Genomic DNA, 16,998 nt, shown 5'->3' with positions numbered 1-16,998 from the left:
CCGACTCAGTCAAAACTCATCCCGCTTTGGAGCCGCTAGGCCGCGGCGTGCTCGCTATGCGGCACGTCGATGCCGTCGGCGGAATATTCGCGAATCTTGTTCCGCAAGGTTCGGACCGAGAGTCCCAGCACGCGCGCGGCGCGGGTGCGATTGCCGTCGCAGCGCGCGAGCGTTTGCAGCACCAGTTCGCGCTCGACTTCGTCGACGGTCGCGCCGATCAGCAACGGGACGATTTCATTTGGAGCCAGCGACGGCAGCAGCGCTTCCGGCGACGGTACGGTGGACGCGTATGACATGAACTCCTCCCGATCAACGCCCGCCTCGTCGATGAGGCGGAGACATCGAGAACCAACTACCCCGTAGATCCACGGTGTGCCGGTTTGGTTAACAAGTCCTTAATGCCTCGCTAACTCCATGCTTTGTAAGCAAAATACCTAGAAATCGCCACGATTGCGGTTCCATCCGTCACAGTGTCCGGTAGCCGCCATCGACCATCACGATCGATCCGGAGACATAGGCCGACAGGTCCGAGGCGAGGAAGATCGCAGGACCCACGATGTCCTCCGGCTTGCCGGCGCGGCCCAGCGGGGTGTGGTCCATGAACACTTTCACGAGGTCGGGATTGGTGGCGCGCACCTTCTCGTTCAGCGGCGTTTCGATGAAGCCGGGGCCGATCGCATTGACGCGCACGCCGTCCTTGCCGAGCTCGGCGGCCAGCGCCTTGGTGAAGCCAAGCACGCCGTGCTTGGAGGCGGTGTAGGCCGGCGAACTCGGCGTGCGCAGATGCACGAACGACTGGATCGAACCGATATTGACGATGCGCCCCTTGTTCTTGCGCAGCGGCGCGAGGAAGGAATGCGTCACGTTGAAGACGCCGGTGAGATTGATCGAGATGATGTCCTCCCAATCCTTGATCACGGCCTCCTCAGTCCCGAGCATGCCGTTGCGGCGTGCGATGCCGGCATTGTTGACCAGGATCGAGACCGGCCCGACCTTGTCGGCGACCTGCTGTGCCATCGCGACGCAGGCGTTGCGATCGGTCACGTCGAGCGCGAAGCTGTCCGCCTTGCCGCCGGCACTCCTGATCTCCTTGGCCGCTTCTGCTGCCGCATCGCCGTTCATGTCGAGCAGTACCACGCGCGCACCCTCGCGGCCGTAGCCCAACGCGATGGCGCGCCCGATGCCCGAGCCTGCACCGGTGATGACGGCGATGTGATTGTCGAGAAGGGCCATGGCGTTTCCTTGTTCTGATTTGAGAGCGTTGCCGACAACACTATTCAAAACTGCCCCAACCGAAACGCCAAGCCGTGTTTGTGCGTTGCTGTCATCCATATTCGGATGACGGTACGGACCGATCATGGACCCGCATATCAGACACTGGAAAGTTGCGATCGAGCGCTTCTGCGCGGCGTCTGATCCGGACTATCGCGAGATCGCCAAATTGATCGCCGAGATCGCCATGACCGATATCGACGAGACGCTGCGGCATGCGGCCGCACAGGTGCTGCCGATCCTGCGCCAGGCGGCGCTGAAAACGGCCGATCGCCGCACGAGGTCGATGGCGCTGCGCCGTCTCGGCATCGTCAGCGATGCGCTGCACATGCTGTCGGCGCCGCGGTTCGGCCGGCGCGGCTTGACGCCGAAGGCGTTGACGCAGGAGGAGCGCTACCGGCAATTGCTCGGCCTGCCGTTCGGCCGCCATCTCGCGGTGACCGAAATCCAGCAGGCGTTCAAGCGCGCCGCCAAGACGATGCATCCCGACGGCGGTGGCAATGGCGCCGCGTTCCTCGAGCTTGCCGCCGCGCGCGACGCTTTGATCAAGCATCACTGATGCGTCAAGCATCACTGATACGTAAAGCATCACTGACGCGCGATCGCATGACGTCCGACAGCACAAGGGCGGACGACGCGGTGTTGCCGCGTGTCCGCCCCGCGCGCGATCGGCGAATGCTCAGTACGAGCAGGTGCCGTTGTTCAGGAGTCCGGTTTTGTAGCTGAACGCGGCGTCGAAGGTCGGCAGCTCTTCGCTGACGACGGCGAAGTTCGCAGGCCACGGCGTGGTCGGGATGCTCTGGTCCCAGATCTGGCAGAAGCCGGTGTCTTGCCAGCGGATCAGATGATACGGATTGGCGCTGGCGGGGCTGGCCGCTGCAAGCACGGATACGGTGGCGGCCATGGCGGCACAGGCGATCGCAAGACGACGCATGGGAAATCTCCGGTTTGAAAAAGTGAATGCTCCGCGGGGCAATCCGGGAACTCGGGGGCCGTTCGCCCCGGACATGCAGTGAGTGTTGCAACCTCGGGAACAGGTTCAACGCCGTCATTGCGCCAAATTGTGCCTGACTACGTGCTGGCTACAGTCGGCGTACGGCGATTCGGGCCGGCTGCGCGACGCGCGTAAATCGACGTGAGCAAATCCTGAGGAGACTGCACATGAAGTTTTCATTGATCCTTCGCGCCGCGCTGGTCGCACTGCTGGCGTTCACCGGCGTCGCCTTCTCGTCCGCGGCCCGTGCCGACAGCGGCTTCGTGACGCTCACGATCTACAAGGCCGGCTGGTTCATCGGCGGCTCCGGCGGCAGCGGCGTGCTGACCTTCCGCGGCCGCTCCTATCGGCTGTCCACCGGCGGCCTCGATTACGGCCTGGTGTTCGGCGGCTCCAAGACCGTGCTGCGCGGCCGCGTCAGCAACATCAACCGTCCGTCCGACGTCGCCGGCGTCTATGGCGCAGCGGGTGCGGGGCTTGCCGTCGGCCGCGGCGCGCGCGCGATCGTGCTGACCAACCAGAAGGGCGCGGTGCTGGAGCTGACCGGCCACCAGGTCGGCCTGATGGCGAACGCCGATCTGAGCGGCCTTGCGATCACGATGCAGTAGGGTTGACGGTGTGGAGCGGGGCCAGCGACAGCTGATCGTCGAGCCCAGCCCACATCTGCAGCTTAGGTGGACGCGATCCATTTCCGTCATCCCCCCGCAATGGCATCGCCATTGCGGGGGGACTTGTGAACTGGCACCGTAACAGCGGCGAATGCCCGGGCAGGCCGAGCCTCGGCAGTCGCCGATCATTTCCAAACCGTTCCATGCATTTTCCGGCGTCTGTCTCGCGTCCCGGGAACAAGTGTTCACTTTGTAACTTAAGACTCGTGCCTCACGGGACGGGTCTGATGAGTGCAATAAGTTCGCAAAACGAAGAGATCGAAAAGCTGCCGGCCAAGCTGTGCCGCTGCCGCAGGCAGCCGGAGCTGGTCCGGACCATGCTCAGCGTGCAGACGGGCCGGCACGTCCGCATGTTCGAATGCAGATGCGGTGAACGCATTTGGGACGATGAGAGCCGCTTCGATTGGGCGGCCTCTCCACGAGGCGAACGACAGATCGGCTGATCGCCAGACGGCCGCCCGGCGGACGCCGGGTACCGGCCGAAAAGCCACGGGCCGAAACAAAGCGGCCAATCCATAGGAACGATTGCGGGTCGGGAAAATTAGGCGAGGGTGGATGCGTTCCCGGCCCCCAAGTTGGCGCATTCACTTTCAGTCCCGGCGCTCCTCCCCGGAGTGCCGGGACTTATTATCTGTTATTTGGCAACGGCTTCGCCGACGAGCAACTCGCCGACCGCGCAAAAGCGTGGCGCCGCTGAGCCACGCGGTCGGCGTATTCCCTTCATGCCGCGGCGTGCAATGCGCCTGGATCACCGTCCGCTGATAAAATCCAAAGCACGTGGTCCAGCCTCCCCGACGCATCGTTCCAATACAAGAAGGCCGCCGGGCAGGGCGGCCATGGTGTCCGCATTGTTGCTGTCCGTCGGCCGCTCCGTTGCTGAGTTACGGTGACGGTGCACTGAACGTTTCGTTCGCGATCTGGTGCGCCGTCACCGCAATAGCGATCACTCCGACAGACCTCAGCTTGCCGGCATCAGCACCGAATTGACAACGTGAATGACGCCGTTCGACTGATTGACGTCCGGGATTGTCACGGTCGCTGCGCCGCCTTTGGCGTCGACGATCATCACCTTGCCGCCGGTCTTCCTGACCGTCAGCGGCTCGCCCTCGACCGTGATCAGGGTCTGTCCGTCCATCAGCTGATCGGCGTTCAGCTTGCCGGGAACGACATGGTACGTCAGAATCCTGGTAAGCGTCGCCTTGTTCTCGGGCTTCACGAGTGTCTCGACCGTCCCCTTGGGAAGTTTGCGGAACGCTGCATTGGTCGGTGCGAACACGGTAAAAGGTCCCGGTCCCGACAGCGTGTCGACAAGCCCTGCAGCCTTGACCGCCGCGACCAGCGTCGTGTGATCCTTCGAATTCACGGCGTTGGCGACGATCGTCTTCGACGGATACATCGCAGCGCCTCCGACCATCACGGTCTTTTCCTTGGCCGAGGCTTCAGGCAATGGACCTGCAAATGCGATCAGCACGGCAGTCGCGGCAGAGCCAAGCACGGAAAGTTTCATGTGAGCGTCTCCATTCGTGAGGTCGGGCATTGCCCTTTTGCAATCGATGCGATGTGTACGAGGCGCGCCACAGTCGAATGGCGGTGTACCATCGCGCGAAAATCAGGACGCAGATCGCGCCTTGACTTCACGTGGAACGCTGCCTGCATGCTTCCGGATCACCGTTCGCAGACAAATTCCGAAACGGGTGATCCAGCCTCCTCGAGCCATCGTTTAACCAGCACGGAACCGTCGGGAAGGGCAGTCATGATGTCTGGCATCGTGATAGGTCGATCATGAGGCTTGGAAGGCTGGTCTTGTTCGTCGTGGCGGTGCTCGGGGCCGGTTTTGCCATCGGGTACCTGAACAGGCCCGATGCCTGGTACGCAGCCCTGAACAAGGCTGCGTTCAATCCGCCCAACTGGGTGTTTGCTCCGGCTTGGTCGATCATCTACCTGTTGATCGCCATCGCGGGCTGGCGTGTTTGGGAGCGGGGTTTGCGCATCAGCCGGCGAATCTGGCTGACGCAACTGGCTCTTAACTTTGCCTGGTCGCCGATATTCTTCAGCTTCCACCGGCCCGGCACGGCGCTTGCCGTCATCCTTGCCTTGTTGTCCGCAATCGTCATCTTCCAGGTCACGACGTGGAAGGCAGACAAGGTCAGTGCCATCCTCTTCGCCCCTTACGCGTGCTGGGTGGCGTTCGCCTCGCTGCTGAATGTCGAGATGGTCCGCCTGAATTAGCGGATTTCACACTTCCCTGGCGCACCGAAGCCACTCCGTGTAGGCCTCGCCCCAGCTGGGCGGGCGGCCATGATAGAAATGATGGACACGGCCGGTGCCGAGCGACCTGTGGTTCAACATCGCCCTTCGATGCGCGCCGTCCCTGATGTAAGCCCGCATGCTGTTCTCGTCCGTCCACACCGTGACGGTGTGGTAATAGTCGTTCGCGATCCTTGCCGACACGGAAACGTTGCCCGGCGCCCGGCGTGCCTGCGCCAGGCATCTGAGCGTATGCCACCAGAACGGCACCAGCTTAATCCGGCTGGCCGGCTTGAACCCTGTAACGGAAACGAAAACCCCGATCATCGATCATCCGTGAACACGATCGCGATGCGGCCGACATGCGGGCATCGGCGAATACAGCATGGGAGACGATGCAGATACGCCATGGATCGGCGTTTGGATCACCAGGTCCTGCAAAGCCGCCGGGATATCACGGCATCGATGCAGGCCAGTGCCGTATTAAGGTGGCATCTCATTGGCGATCTGGAGCTTTGTCGAGCGAAGTGACTACCGGCTTGCGTGAAGAAAGCCCGTCAAAACAAGAATCTAGAGCCCCGCTCCGATTGCATCGGAACGGACGGCTCCAGGGGCCAGCATTGCGACCGGGTGATTTCGGAATATTGGAAATGTATCCGTGAGTTGCCCGACGTGTCAAGTCGAGCGCCGGCCCACCGCCGGCTACTGTGCATGGGGTTGTTTTCGATATTTTGTCTAGCTGACGGCGTGAGCCGGCTCGGTCCACGCAGGGACGGCGCAGCGTTCACCTGAACAAATGCAGCGCCGCGTACTGCAGCAGCATGATGGTCTTGGCGTCGACGATCCGGCCATCGCTGATCATGGCGAGCGCGCCGTCGATCGCAAGCTCCAGCACCTCGATGTCCTCGCCCTCGTCGGCGAGCCCGCCGCCGTCGCTGATCCGCATCGCCGCGTCGTATTCGGCGACGAAGAAATGCAGCTTCTCGGTGACCGCACCGGGCGTCATGAAGGCTTCGAACACCTTGCGCACGTGATCGAGGCGGTAGCCGATCTCTTCCTCCGCCTCGGCGCGAATCCGCGCTTCCGGCGCGGCATCGTCGAGCATGCCGGCGGCGGCCTCGATCAACAGATCATCATAGCCGTTGGCGAAAGCGGGATAGCGGAACTGGCGCACCAGCACCACCGTGCGGGTGCCGAGATTGTACGGCAACAGCACCGCGCCGTTGCCGCGGTCGTAGACCTCGCGTACCTGGGTCTGCCATTCGCCGTTGCTGCGGCGGTAGTCGAATGTCGCGCTCTTCAGCTCGTAGCGGCGCTTCGACAGCAGCTCGACGTCCTTGACGCGGACGCGGTCGGCGATGCTCATGCGTCGAACCCCAATTCGCTCACGGCGTCGCTTCGCGGCCGTCGAGCCATTTGGCCAGCATTACCGAGGTCGATTCCTCATAGCCGAGCGTCTGGTAGAACGCGCTCGCCTTGGCGTTCTCCCGCCGCACCAGCAATTGCAGCTTCGGCACGCCGGCGGCACGCAGCCAGTCCTCGGCTGCGGCCATCATGACGCGGCCCAGGCCCTTGCCCTGGCGGGTGGGGTCGACCGCGACGTAGTAGACCCAGCCGCGATGGCCGTCATGACCGACCATCGCGGTCGCGACGATCGCGCCGGCGTCGCGGCCAACCAGCACGGCAGAACTCGGTCCGCGCCGTGCCAGCGCGATGTCGGCAGCGGGATCGTTCCACGGCCGCGTCAGGCCGCAGGCCTGCCACAGCGCGACGACGCCAGCGATGTCTGCATCGGTGATTGGTGCAATTGCGAGGGAGGCGGAGGGCATTTTCGTCTGCACGTTCACAGCACCTTGCCCGGGTTCATGATGCCGAGCGGATCGAGCAACGCCTTGACCTGCCGCATCAGCTCGATCGCGACCTTGTCCTTGACGTCGGGCAGTTCGTCGCGCTTGAGCACGCCGATGCCGTGCTCGGCCGAGATCGAGCCGCCCATCCGCAGCACGATCTCGAACACGACGGCGTTGACGTCGTGCCAGCGCGCCAGGAAGTCGGCCGCGTTGGCGCCGACCGGCTGGCTGACATTGTAATGGATGTTGCCGTCGCCGAGATGGCCGAACGGCACCGGCCTTGCGCCCGGGATCAGCTTCACCACTGCCGCATTGGCCTCTTCGATGAACGCGGGCACAGCGGCGACCGGCACCGAGATATCGTGCTTGATCGAGCCACCCTCCGGCTTCTGCGCCGCCGACATCTCGTCGCGCAGCTTCCAGAACGCCTGGCGCTGGCTCAGATTGGCAGCGATCACGGCGTCGTCGACGATGCCGTCCTCCATGCCCTGGGCGAGGATCGCCTCCAGCGTGTCGCGCGCGTCGTCGCGCGACGACGACAATTCCATCAGCACGTACCAGGGGTGCTTGCTTTCAAGCGGATCGCGGATGTCGATGCCGTGGCGGATCGAGAAGTCGACCGCGATGTCGGCGAGCAGCTCGAAGCTCGTCAGGCTGCCGGCCGCCTGATCGCGCGAGATCGACAGCAGCTTGAGCGCCGCCGCGGGCGACTTCAGGCCGACATAAGCGGTCTCGACCGCGCGCGGCCGCGGAAACAGCTTCAAGGTCGCGGCGGTGATGATGCCGAGCGTGCCTTCGGCGCCGATGAACAGGTTGCGCAGGTCGTAGCCGGTGTTGTCCTTCTTCAGCTTCGACAGCGCGTTCAGCACGCGGCCATCGGCCAGCACCACCTCGAGCCCGAGCGCCATCTCGCGCGCCACGCCATAGGCGAGCGCGCCGGTGCCGCCGGCATTGGTCGAAAGGTTGCCGCCGATGGTGCAGCTGCCCTCGGCGCCGAGCGACAGCGGGAACAGGCGGTCGACGTCGGCTGCCTTCTGCTGCGCGATCTGCAACACCACGCCGGCCTCGCAGGTCATGGTGTTGGATTCGACGTCGATGTCGCGGATCTTGTCGAGGCGCCGCAGCGACACCACGACCTCGCCATTGTGCGGCGTCTGGCCGCCGACCAGGCCGGTGTTGCCGCCTTGCGGCACCAGCGCGATCCTGTGCTCGCTCGCAAGCTTGCAGATCGCGGCGACCTCAGTGGTCGAGCCCGGGCGCAGCACCAGCGGCGAGCGGCCGTGAAACAGGTTGCGCTCCTCCGTGGTGTAAGGCTGGATGTCGGCGGCGTCGGTCACCGCATATTTCTCGCCGACGATGGCGCGGAATTTTTCCAGCAATTCGGGCGGGAGCGGCGGCACCGCTGATTGGACGACGTTCATTCTTCTTGGTCTTTCACTTTGATCGGGAATCTTTGTTTCAGCATGACCTCAATCGGAAAACCGGTTCCCACTTTTCCGGGTCATGCTTACCGTCCAACCGCTGCGCGGCGCAGCCGGTCATTGATGGCCTCACCCAGCCCGTCCTCGGGAATGGGCATCACGGCGATAGCATCCGCATTTCTCTTGTCGAGCGTGCGAAGGTAGCCGAACAGGTTGGCTGCAGCCTCGGCGAGATCGCCGCGCTCGGACAGGTTCATTTCCACCGAGGCGCATTCGCGCCGCGCCACCTTGGCCGGCCCGAACGACAGCAAGGCTTCGCCGACATGGACGTCGCTGGCGTTGAGCCGGACCGGGGTTCGTGGCGCGTAATGCGAGGCGAGCATGCCGGGGGCGACCGGCTGGCCGTCGCTCTCGGCGTCCTGCGGCGGCGACTGCAGCGGATGGCCGAGCACGCGTTCGATCTCGGCGCGGGTCAGCCCGCCCGGCCGCAGCAGCACCGGATCGGAGAAGCAGCCGACGATGGTGGATTCGACGCCGACCGCGACCGGGCCGCCGTCGACGATCATGTCGATACGGCCAGCCAGGTCGCCGTTCACATGCTCGGCGGTGGTGGGCGAGACATGGCCGGAAAGATTGGCCGAGGGGGCTACCACAGCACCGCCGAAGGCCTTGATGATGTCGCGCGCCACCTTGTGGGCCGGAATGCGAATCGCGACGGTATCCAAGCCGGCGGTCGCGAGTTCCGCGACCGGGCAGGACAGCGCCTTCGGCAGCACCAGGGTCAGGGGACCGGGCCAGAACGCTTCCGCGAGGCGCAGGGCCTGTCCGTCGAACAGGGCGATCCGGCGGGCGGCGCCGAGATCGGCGACATGTGCGATCAGCGGATTGAAGGCCGGCCGGCCCTTGGCCTGGTAGAGCCGGGCGATTGCAGCGGCGTTGCCGGCGTCGGCGCCGAGGCCGTAAACCGTTTCGGTCGGAAACGCCACGAGGCCACCCTCGGCCAGAACCCCGGCGGCGGTGGCCGTGGCGGCGGCACCGGCTGGCAGAACGTGCGTTTTCAGGCTTGTATCCACTGTGATTAGAATCCTCAATTCGGTGCCTTGCGGTCCCCGAAACCCGACGCTATAAGCCGGACCTCTTAGTCGGAGTGTGGCTCAGCCCGGTAGAGCACTGCGTTCGGGACGCAGGGGTCGCAGGTTCGAATCCTGCCACTCCGACCATCCTTCCAAGCACTTATAGTTTCTGTGTTTTTTGTGCGCAACGAGATGCGCATCGATTTGGAGCGCGGCAGCCATGCCGGGCTGTTTCGGGACGCTGTCCCTGATATCGGGGGGTCCTGACAATCGGAGAGCGTGAGGGGAACGGCCCTTGACGTGGTGTTGCGTAGCACGTCATCAAGCACCACACGGCCTCCCTTTGGACCTATCAGCTGATCCTGACCGGCATCAAAGCACGAATAGCCCTTGGCGAGTAGTGCTCAGCTTGCGGCGCAAGGCCGAATTTGTCTTCTTCAGGGGTTGCCGACCTCAAAGGCCAACAGGACGTTGCCCGGCAACCCACTCCACTGGGCGTAGCCGGAATTAACGTACAGCATGCCGTCCACGACGACCGGTCCGGGGCCGTCCATGGCGCCGCCATGGCCCGGAACGCCGTTGACCGTGGTGTACTCGCGCGCGGTGTCGAACTCCCAAAGCAGCTTTGCGTCGTCGGTTGCGTAGGCACGCAGGAAGCCGCTCACGCCGCCCGAGAACACGACGCCGGGAATCGCGGTGACCGCCGCGGAGAGGGCCGGACTGCATTGGGGGCGGTCGCCGTAGGCGACCGGCGCCACCTGCATCGCGATCTTCCCGGTTGCCAGATCGAGTCCGAACAGGCCGCCGCCTTCGCTTGAATTGAGCCGTCGCGAACCGTCCATCAGAAACCGCACGTCGGAGTTGGCGACATAGATCCGGTCCTGGTCGGCGGCGGAGCCCCATTCGGTCCCGCCCAGCGGGCCACCCTTGCCGATCCGCGTCTGCCACAGGATCTTGCCTTCATGGTCGGGATCCAGCGCGTGGACCACGCCGGATTTCTGGCCGATGACGAGCTCGCGATGTCCGTCACGCAAATTCACCAGGATCGGCGATTGCCCGAAGTCATGATCGGGACCGCGATCTTGCGGACAGTTGCTCTGGTCGGTGCCGAAGCACGCGACGACGAAGCTGTCCTTCGGCGTGGCCTGCTGATGCCAGAGCATTTTGCCGGTCGAAAGATCGAATGCGAGGATGGCGTCGCTGGTGTCGGTTGCCGGGTCGGCATAGCTGTTCGACGTCGCGACATAGAGTGCCTTGCGCTGAACGTCGATCGTGGGGGCGGACCAGACCGACGCGCCGGCCGGGCCGAACAGCTGGGTCCCGATCGCATTCGTCCTGGTCGGATGCGGGGCGTCAGCAATGGTATAGGTCTTCCAGATCTGCGCGCCGGTCTCGGCCTTCAGCGCCACGACGCTGCCGCGAAACGTGCAGCATTGGTAGGTCGGGCGAGACCCCGTCGCTTCCTCGATCGATGACACGCCGACATAAACGACGCCGGAATAGACAGTCGGCGCACCGGTGATCCGGGCGGCCAGATGATCGTCGACCTTGCTCTTCCAGATCAGCGCGCCGGTCGTTGCGTTGACGGCGTAGACGTTGGCGCGCACATCGCCAAAGACGATCGCGGACTGACCGTTGTCCAGCGGCGCGAGGCTGATGGCTGTACGGACCGGCGCCTCGGTCGGGAACACCCAGCGGGTGCATCTGCTTCTGGCGTCGAGCGCGTGGACCTTGCGGTCGCCGCCGCCGACGAACAGCAAGCCGCCGACCACGGTCGGCTGCGCGTTGGCGTTGGACGTCTCAGAAAATCCAAAGGCCCATTTCAGACGCAGTCGGGGGATCTGGTCTTGCGTCAAGCCGGCCATGGCTGCCGGCTGAAACCGGCTGTTGTTGAGATCGGCGCCCCAGCCGTTCCATCGTGGCCCGTCGACCGCCCGGGGAAAGCCGGCCTCGCTCTGCGCGCATTGGCCTGCGTTCCCGGCCGCGGCCTGCGAAGCGGCCTTTCCGGTGACGAGCGAGGCGATGGCCGTCCGCTCGTCACTGGTCAGTCCCTGCGCGAAGGATGCCATCGCGCCCGTGGTGATCGCACTGAGGACCTCGTCGAACGACCTTGATTGCAGCGCGGCGCGGCTCGGCGCCCGAATATTGGTGTCGGTGCCGTCGTGACACTGCGCGCAGCGCTGTGCGTAGAGGGCAGCACCGCCTTGCTGCGCGGTCGCAGGGAGGCATGACCAGATCAGGACGACGGCGATCGCAGCACTCAGTTTCATCGTGTTTCACCGGCGCCAGTGCTTGATGAGGTGAGAGCGATCGAAGCGTAGCACAGGCCTGGCGGTTGTCGTCGCGCCCGGCGGAGGCGGCGGCGTCGAAACTTGTGGCGCAGGGCCTGGTCGCAGTCCGCGGGCGAAGCCAGGAATCGCGACCGGGCCGCCCGCAATTCAAGGCCCGCCGGCGCGATCTCCCATTGACAGGTCGTGCGATGTGATAGAATTATAACACAATAAGTTGCAAAAATAACAAGATGTCATCATCGCATCAGCGTTTTGCGCGGGCGACGGGAGGAAATGGAATTGTCCGGTTCGATCGCGGCAGAGCCTCGGCCGTCGACGTCGCTTTTGATGGTCGGTGGCATCAACAAGCGCTTTGGCGGCGTGCGGGCGCTGCGCGACGTCAACTTCGAGGTCCGGGCCGGCGAGGTGCATGCGCTGCTGGGCGAGAACGGTGCCGGAAAGTCCACGCTGATCAAGATCCTCAGCGGTGTCCATGCGGCCGACAGCGGCGCCATCGAGATCGCCGGCAATCCTGTGACGTTCGACAGCCCGGCAAGATCGCGCGAGGCGGGGATCGCCGTCGTCTATCAGGACCTCAGCCTCGTCGAATCGCTGAGCGTCGCCGACAACCTGCTGCTCGGCCGCGAGCCGCGCGCGCGGTTCGGCTTTGTCCGCAAGCGCGAACTGATGGCCAGGGCCGAAGCGTTCCTGGGCGAGCTCGGCATTCCCCTGGACACGCGCGCGACGGTCGGTTCGCTGCCGTTCGCGTACCGCCAGATGACGGAGATCGCCAAGGCGTTGATGGGCGAGGTGCGGCTCTTGATCCTCGATGAGCCGACATCCTCGCTGACCTCGGATGAGGTCCGCATCTTGTTCGATGCGATCGGGAAGGCGACGCGACGCGGCGTCGGCGTGATTTATGTGACGCATCGGCTCAACGAGGTCTTCGAGATCTCGCAGCGTGTCACCGTGCTCCGCGATGGCGCCAACGCCGGGACCTTCGTCACCGCCGATACCGACATGAAGCGGCTGGTGAATGCCATCATCGGCACCGATCGATTGGCGCCCGCGGCGTCGCGCGCCGCGCCCGCGGCAGCGCGCGCGCTCGATCCGTCGCCGGTGCTGTCGCTGTCTGATGTCTCCAACGACCGGCTGTCGGCCGTCGACCTGTCGGTGATGCAGGGGGAGATCCACGGCCTTGCCGGATTGATCGGCAGCGGGCGCACGGAGATTCTGGAGACGATCTTCGGACTTCGTCCGGTCGAGCGCGGCGCATTCGAGATCGAGGGCCGGCCATGGCTGCCGAACGGCCCGGCCGATGCGATCGAGCGCGGCGTCGCGCTGGTGCCGGAGGATCGGCACGTGCAGGGCCTTGTGCTGGATCATTCGATCGAGCGCAACATCACGTTGCCGCGGATTCCGCATTTCTCGCGCTGGGGTTTCTTGCAGCAGCGCGCCGCCATCAGGCGCGCTGAGGCTGCGGTCGCGCGGCTTTCGGTGAAGGCGCAGGGCGCCTCCAGCCTGGTCAGGACATTGTCCGGCGGCAATCAGCAGAAGGTCGTGTTCGGGAAATGGAATGATCCGCGGCCGCGTGTGCTGCTGCTCGACGAACCGACCGTAGGCGTCGACGTCGGCGCCCGCGAGGAAATCTATGGCGTGATCCGCAACGCTGCCCGCGACGGGAGCGGCGTCCTGGTCGTCTCATCGGACCTCGTCGAACTGATCGAGCTCTGCGACCGCATCTCGGTGATCGTCGATGGACGCGTGGCGCGAACGCTGAAGCGCGGAGAGATCGTCGATGCCGAAGAGCTCCATCATCTCCTGCAGATCTACCAGGCTACCGGACAAGGCGAATTGCAAGAGCTGCCCGCATGACCGAACTGACCGCGCCCAATGTCGTCGCCGAGCCGAGCCGATCCGATCGACGCCGCAAGCTGCTGCAGAGCCTGCTGCGCGGCGAGCGTCCTTACATGCTGTACATCGCCTTCGTGGTGCTGCTGGTGGTGTTCAGCCTTTCATCGCCCTGGTTCCTCTCGGTCGACAATTTCCTGAACATCGGACGCCAGACAACGCTGGTCTCGATCATCGCGGTCGGCATGACCTTCGTGATCATCGCGCGTCAGATCGATCTCTCCGTGGCATCGACTTTGGCGCTGTCAGGCATGGCCGCGGCGCTCGCCATGAGCCAGATCAGCAACAGCTGGATCGTCGGCGCCGCCGCAGGTCTCGGCACCGGCGCGCTGGTCGGATTGCTCAACGGCATCCTGACCACGCAGCTCTCAATCCCGTCCTTCCTCGTCACGCTCGGCTCGTTGAGCATGGCGCGGGGCCTCGCGATGATGGTCACCAACACCAAGCCTGTCATCATCACCAACGAGGCCTATTTCGCGATCTTCGGCGAAGGGACGTTCTTAGGCATCCCCGTTCCGATCGCCTGGACGCTGGCGGCGATGATCGTCGGCATCCTGCTGCTGCACTACAATGTGTTCGGCCGCCGCATCTATGCGGTCGGTGGCAATCCGACTGCGGCGCTCTATTCCGGCATCAACACCAAATGGGTGACGACCGCGGCCTTCGTGCTGACCGGCGCGCTGGCCGGGCTTGCCGCGCTGGTGCTGTCGGCGCGCTCGCATGCCGCGCGGCCCGACGTCGTGCAGGGCATGGAGCTCGATGTCATCGCCGCCGTGATCCTCGGCGGTTGCAGCCTGTTCGGCGGCCGCGGCTACATCCTGGGAACGCTGTTCGGCAGTCTCATCATCGGCACGCTCAACAACGGCCTCGTGCTGCTCGGCGTCAGCTCGCCGATGCAGCTCGTCATCAAGGGGGCGATCATCGTGGCGGCGGTCGCTTTTACGAAACGCTAGTCAGGATGCGGCGTCGGGGCCGTAAGGCCCCCGCGTTGCGGCAGTAGGGGCAAGGTCGCCGGCCTCCGGTCAATCGGCGACCAAAAAGGGAGGAAACAATGAAGCCAATCTTGCGACAAACCCTGCCGCTGACCGCGCTGATCGCGGCGACGGCCATCTCGATCGCGCCCTCGGCTCGCGCCGAAGTGCCGGCAAGCTGCGTCAAGGGCGTCGACCTTGCGACGCTTGGACCGAAATCGATCGTCGGGCAGGGGCCCCACGGCGAGAAGGCCGCGTCGCCCGAGGTGCTCGCGCTGTCGGATGCCGACGCCGCCAAGGTCAAGGAGAAGCATTTCAAGGTCGGCATCTCGATGCAGACGGTCAACCTCGACTGGGCGCAACTGCAGATCCAGGGCATCACCGATACGCTGAAGAAGTACGGCGTGACGGTGACGGGTGTCGCGTCCGCCGAGTATCAGGTCGACAAGCAGATCGCCGACATCGAGAACACCATCCAGCAGCATCCTGACGGCATCATCTCGATCCCGGTCGATTTCACCGCGACCGCGCCGACTTACAAGAAGGTCGCCAAGGCCGGCATCAAACTGGTGTTGATGGACAGCATTCCGACCGGCCTCAAGCATCCCGAGGAATATGCCTCGATGATTTCGGCGGACAATCTGGGTAACGGGCAGATCGCGGCGCAGATCCTGGCCTCCTGCATGGCGCAGGGCGCCACCATCGGCCTCGTCAATTTCGGCGTCGACTATTTCAGCACCAACGAGCGCACCAAGGGCGTTCGCGAGTGGATGCAGAAGAACCGGCCCGACATCAAGATGAAGCAGGTCGACTTCACCGATCCGCCGAAGGTGTCGCAGATCGCGGGCGACTTCCTCACCGGCAATCCCGACGTCAAGGGCGTGTTTGCGGTCTGGGACCAGCCGGCGCTCGATACGCTGAGCTCGATGCGGGCGCAGGGCATCGACATTCCGGTCACGACCGTCGATCTCGGCCTGCAATCGGCGATCGAGATCGCGAAAGGCGGACCACTGAAGGCGACCGGATCGCAGCGTCCCTATGACCAGGGCGTCGCGGAGGCGCTGGCGATGATGAACGCGCTGCTTGGCAAGGAGACGCCGGCCTGGGTCGGTGTGCAGTCGCTGCCGGTGACGCAGTCGAACGTGCTGGAATCCTACAAGACGGTGTTCAAGAAGGAGCCGCCGTCGGAACTGACCGACGCGTGCAACAAGGCGAAGCCTGCCTGCAACTGATCTTTGGCCAGCGATGCGCGGTGTCGCAACGGCGCGCATCGTGGACAAAGCTGACCCGGGCGAGCCAGCCCCCGCCCGGGTCAGATTGCGCTGGTCACATATTCGACCGGAAGGCTGCGGAAGTGTTTGCGCATGTCCGATGACGCCGCGCCGCCGACGATGATCCGCGAGAACGCGCCGATATCGGAAAAGAATGCCGACTTGAGACTGCCGAGCTTGCTGGCGTCGATCACCAGGATGCTCTCCATCGCGGTTTCGATGACGGCCTGCTTGACGGCGACCTCGTGAAAATTCGAGCAGCTCGCACCGCGGGTCCAGTGCACGCCGCCGGCGGAAATGAACGCCTTGTTGATGCCGAGCCGCCGCAGATAGGACAGCCCGTCGTCCGACGCAAAGGACTGCGAAGAGGGATGATAGAGCCCGCCCATCAGCATCACCTGCGTGCCGGGCCTGTGCGTCACGATCGACGCCACGTTCATCGAATAGCAGATCACCGAGAGCGGCAGATCCTCGGGCAGGCAGTCCGCCAGCGACTGCATCGTGGTGCCGCAATCGATGAAGATCGTATCGCCTTCCTTGATCGAGGCGGCCGCGGCCCGGCAGGCGAGACGCTTGTCCTGGGTGTGCTGGTCGATCTCCTGCTCGAACGTGTACTTGATCCCGGTCGGCGATGCCGCGTTGACGACGTAGCCGCCGAGCAAAGCGAGGGCAGCCTCCGCGCCGGCAAGGTCACGTCGCACCGTCATTTCGGAGACCTTGAGCAGTTCGGCGGCGTCCTTCAAGTGCAGCGCACCACTCGATTCGACGGCGCGGCGCAGCCTCTGCAGGCGCTGGACGCGTGTCTCGCTTGGTCGTGCGTTAGGGGTTTCAGCCATTTTTGTCGCCGAGCTTGCTTATCTGATTGACAATGATCTTACAATGTTGTGAGTTTAGCAACGTCGATTTGTTACAATAATAACATCCAGTTTGGCGGCGCATCTGACGTCGGGACGATGTCGTTCCTCTCCAGGTGGCAAGCCCAGCGGCAAGGTCAGGGGAGGATCACATGTTGCGATCGACACATTCAATTTATCTGGCGATCTCGTCGAT

At 64.1% G+C, this 16,998-nt stretch carries 17 protein-coding genes and 1 tRNA gene; 7 read left to right on the top strand and 11 right to left on the bottom strand.

Annotated elements, in window-relative coordinates; translation table 11 throughout:
- Positions 1 to 35 precede the first annotated feature (35 nt).
- On the bottom strand, positions 36 to 296 hold the full coding sequence (locus ACTUWL_RS07890; RefSeq protein ID WP_021076090.1) for a helix-turn-helix domain-containing protein: 261 nt from the start codon (positions 294 to 296) through the stop codon (positions 36 to 38).
- A gap of 169 nt (positions 297 to 465) precedes the next feature.
- Complete coding sequence (locus tag ACTUWL_RS07885; RefSeq protein WP_021076091.1) at positions 466 to 1,233, bottom strand: SDR family NAD(P)-dependent oxidoreductase; 768 nt, start codon at positions 1,231 to 1,233, stop codon at positions 466 to 468.
- Positions 1,234 to 1,357: 124 nt separating this feature from the next.
- On the opposite strand from ACTUWL_RS07885, the gene ACTUWL_RS07880 reads away from it, so the two are divergent.
- Entirely contained in the window at positions 1,358 to 1,831 is a 474-nt protein-coding gene (locus tag ACTUWL_RS07880; protein ID WP_021076092.1) for a hypothetical protein, read from the top strand.
- A 120-nt stretch (positions 1,832 to 1,951) separates the two neighbouring features.
- Here ACTUWL_RS07880 and ACTUWL_RS07875 read toward each other — a convergent pair whose 3' ends face one another.
- The gene (locus ACTUWL_RS07875) at positions 1,952 to 2,206 is read right to left on the bottom strand and encodes a hypothetical protein (protein ID WP_021076093.1); all 255 of its coding nucleotides are present in this window, start codon (positions 2,204 to 2,206) and stop codon (positions 1,952 to 1,954) included.
- Positions 2,207 to 2,433: 227 nt separating this feature from the next.
- On the opposite strand from ACTUWL_RS07875, the gene ACTUWL_RS07870 reads away from it, so the two are divergent.
- On the top strand, positions 2,434 to 2,874 hold the full coding sequence (locus tag ACTUWL_RS07870) for a hemolysin (protein ID WP_021076094.1): 441 nt from the start codon (positions 2,434 to 2,436) through the stop codon (positions 2,872 to 2,874).
- Positions 2,875 to 3,892: 1,018 nt separating this feature from the next.
- Here the strand turns inward: ACTUWL_RS07870 and ACTUWL_RS07865 are convergent.
- Positions 3,893 to 4,441, bottom strand: coding sequence for a fasciclin domain-containing protein (locus ACTUWL_RS07865; RefSeq protein ID WP_021076096.1), 549 nt, complete (start codon positions 4,439 to 4,441; stop codon positions 3,893 to 3,895).
- Positions 4,442 to 4,746: 305 nt separating this feature from the next.
- Here ACTUWL_RS07865 and ACTUWL_RS07860 point away from each other — a divergent pair, with 305 nt between their 5' ends.
- Positions 4,747 to 5,163 (top strand): TspO/MBR family protein, encoded by a 417-nt coding sequence (locus tag ACTUWL_RS07860; protein ID WP_307756447.1) that lies wholly within the window; start codon positions 4,747 to 4,749, stop codon positions 5,161 to 5,163.
- 6 nt (positions 5,164 to 5,169) lie between these two features.
- On the opposite strand, the gene ACTUWL_RS07855 is transcribed toward ACTUWL_RS07860, so the two are convergent.
- From ACTUWL_RS07855 to ACTUWL_RS07835, 5 genes are all read right to left on the bottom strand, one after another.
- Positions 5,170 to 5,508 (bottom strand): hypothetical protein, encoded by a 339-nt coding sequence (locus tag ACTUWL_RS07855; RefSeq protein WP_021076098.1) that lies wholly within the window; start codon positions 5,506 to 5,508, stop codon positions 5,170 to 5,172.
- A 457-nt stretch (positions 5,509 to 5,965) separates the two neighbouring features.
- On the bottom strand, positions 5,966 to 6,547 hold the full coding sequence (locus ACTUWL_RS07850; RefSeq protein WP_021076099.1) for a nucleoside diphosphatase: 582 nt from the start codon (positions 6,545 to 6,547) through the stop codon (positions 5,966 to 5,968).
- A gap of 19 nt (positions 6,548 to 6,566) precedes the next feature.
- Positions 6,567 to 7,010 (bottom strand): GNAT family acetyltransferase, encoded by a 444-nt coding sequence (locus ACTUWL_RS07845; RefSeq protein WP_035649544.1) that lies wholly within the window; start codon positions 7,008 to 7,010, stop codon positions 6,567 to 6,569.
- A 14-nt stretch (positions 7,011 to 7,024) separates the two neighbouring features.
- The gene (locus ACTUWL_RS07840) at positions 7,025 to 8,452 is read right to left on the bottom strand and encodes an FAD-binding oxidoreductase (protein ID WP_021076101.1); all 1,428 of its coding nucleotides are present in this window, start codon (positions 8,450 to 8,452) and stop codon (positions 7,025 to 7,027) included.
- Positions 8,453 to 8,538: 86 nt separating this feature from the next.
- Positions 8,539 to 9,525 carry an L-threonylcarbamoyladenylate synthase gene (locus ACTUWL_RS07835; protein WP_021076102.1) on the bottom strand — a complete coding sequence of 329 codons (987 nt, stop codon included), beginning with the start codon at positions 9,523 to 9,525 and terminating at the stop codon, positions 8,539 to 8,541.
- Positions 9,526 to 9,595: 70 nt separating this feature from the next.
- On the opposite strand from ACTUWL_RS07835, the gene ACTUWL_RS07830 reads away from it, so the two are divergent.
- Positions 9,596 to 9,672 (top strand) — tRNA-Pro (locus ACTUWL_RS07830).
- 290 nt (positions 9,673 to 9,962) lie between these two features.
- On the opposite strand, the gene ACTUWL_RS07825 is transcribed toward ACTUWL_RS07830, so the two are convergent.
- On the bottom strand, positions 9,963 to 11,795 hold the full coding sequence (locus ACTUWL_RS07825) for an outer membrane protein assembly factor BamB family protein (protein ID WP_021076103.1): 1,833 nt from the start codon (positions 11,793 to 11,795) through the stop codon (positions 9,963 to 9,965).
- 300 nt (positions 11,796 to 12,095) lie between these two features.
- Between ACTUWL_RS07825 and ACTUWL_RS07820 the strand changes: the two genes are divergently transcribed.
- From ACTUWL_RS07820 to ACTUWL_RS07810, 3 genes are all read left to right on the top strand, one after another.
- Positions 12,096 to 13,670 (top strand): sugar ABC transporter ATP-binding protein, encoded by a 1,575-nt coding sequence (locus tag ACTUWL_RS07820; RefSeq protein WP_021076104.1) that lies wholly within the window; start codon positions 12,096 to 12,098, stop codon positions 13,668 to 13,670.
- Positions 13,667 to 14,659, top strand: coding sequence for an ABC transporter permease (locus ACTUWL_RS07815; protein ID WP_021076105.1), 993 nt, complete (start codon positions 13,667 to 13,669; stop codon positions 14,657 to 14,659). The genes ACTUWL_RS07820 and ACTUWL_RS07815 overlap by 4 nt, the downstream gene beginning before the upstream one ends.
- A gap of 98 nt (positions 14,660 to 14,757) precedes the next feature.
- Positions 14,758 to 15,909 (top strand): substrate-binding domain-containing protein, encoded by a 1,152-nt coding sequence (locus tag ACTUWL_RS07810; RefSeq protein ID WP_021076106.1) that lies wholly within the window; start codon positions 14,758 to 14,760, stop codon positions 15,907 to 15,909.
- An 80-nt stretch (positions 15,910 to 15,989) separates the two neighbouring features.
- Here the strand turns inward: ACTUWL_RS07810 and ACTUWL_RS07805 are convergent, their stop codons facing one another.
- The gene (locus ACTUWL_RS07805) at positions 15,990 to 16,784 is read right to left on the bottom strand and encodes a DeoR/GlpR family DNA-binding transcription regulator (RefSeq protein ID WP_021076107.1); all 795 of its coding nucleotides are present in this window, start codon (positions 16,782 to 16,784) and stop codon (positions 15,990 to 15,992) included.
- Between the last annotated feature and the right edge of the window lie 214 nt (positions 16,785 to 16,998).

The sequence above is a fragment of the Bradyrhizobium sp. WCU1 genome (assembly GCF_053474805.1).
This window is presented reverse-complemented; position numbering and strand designations above follow the sequence as displayed.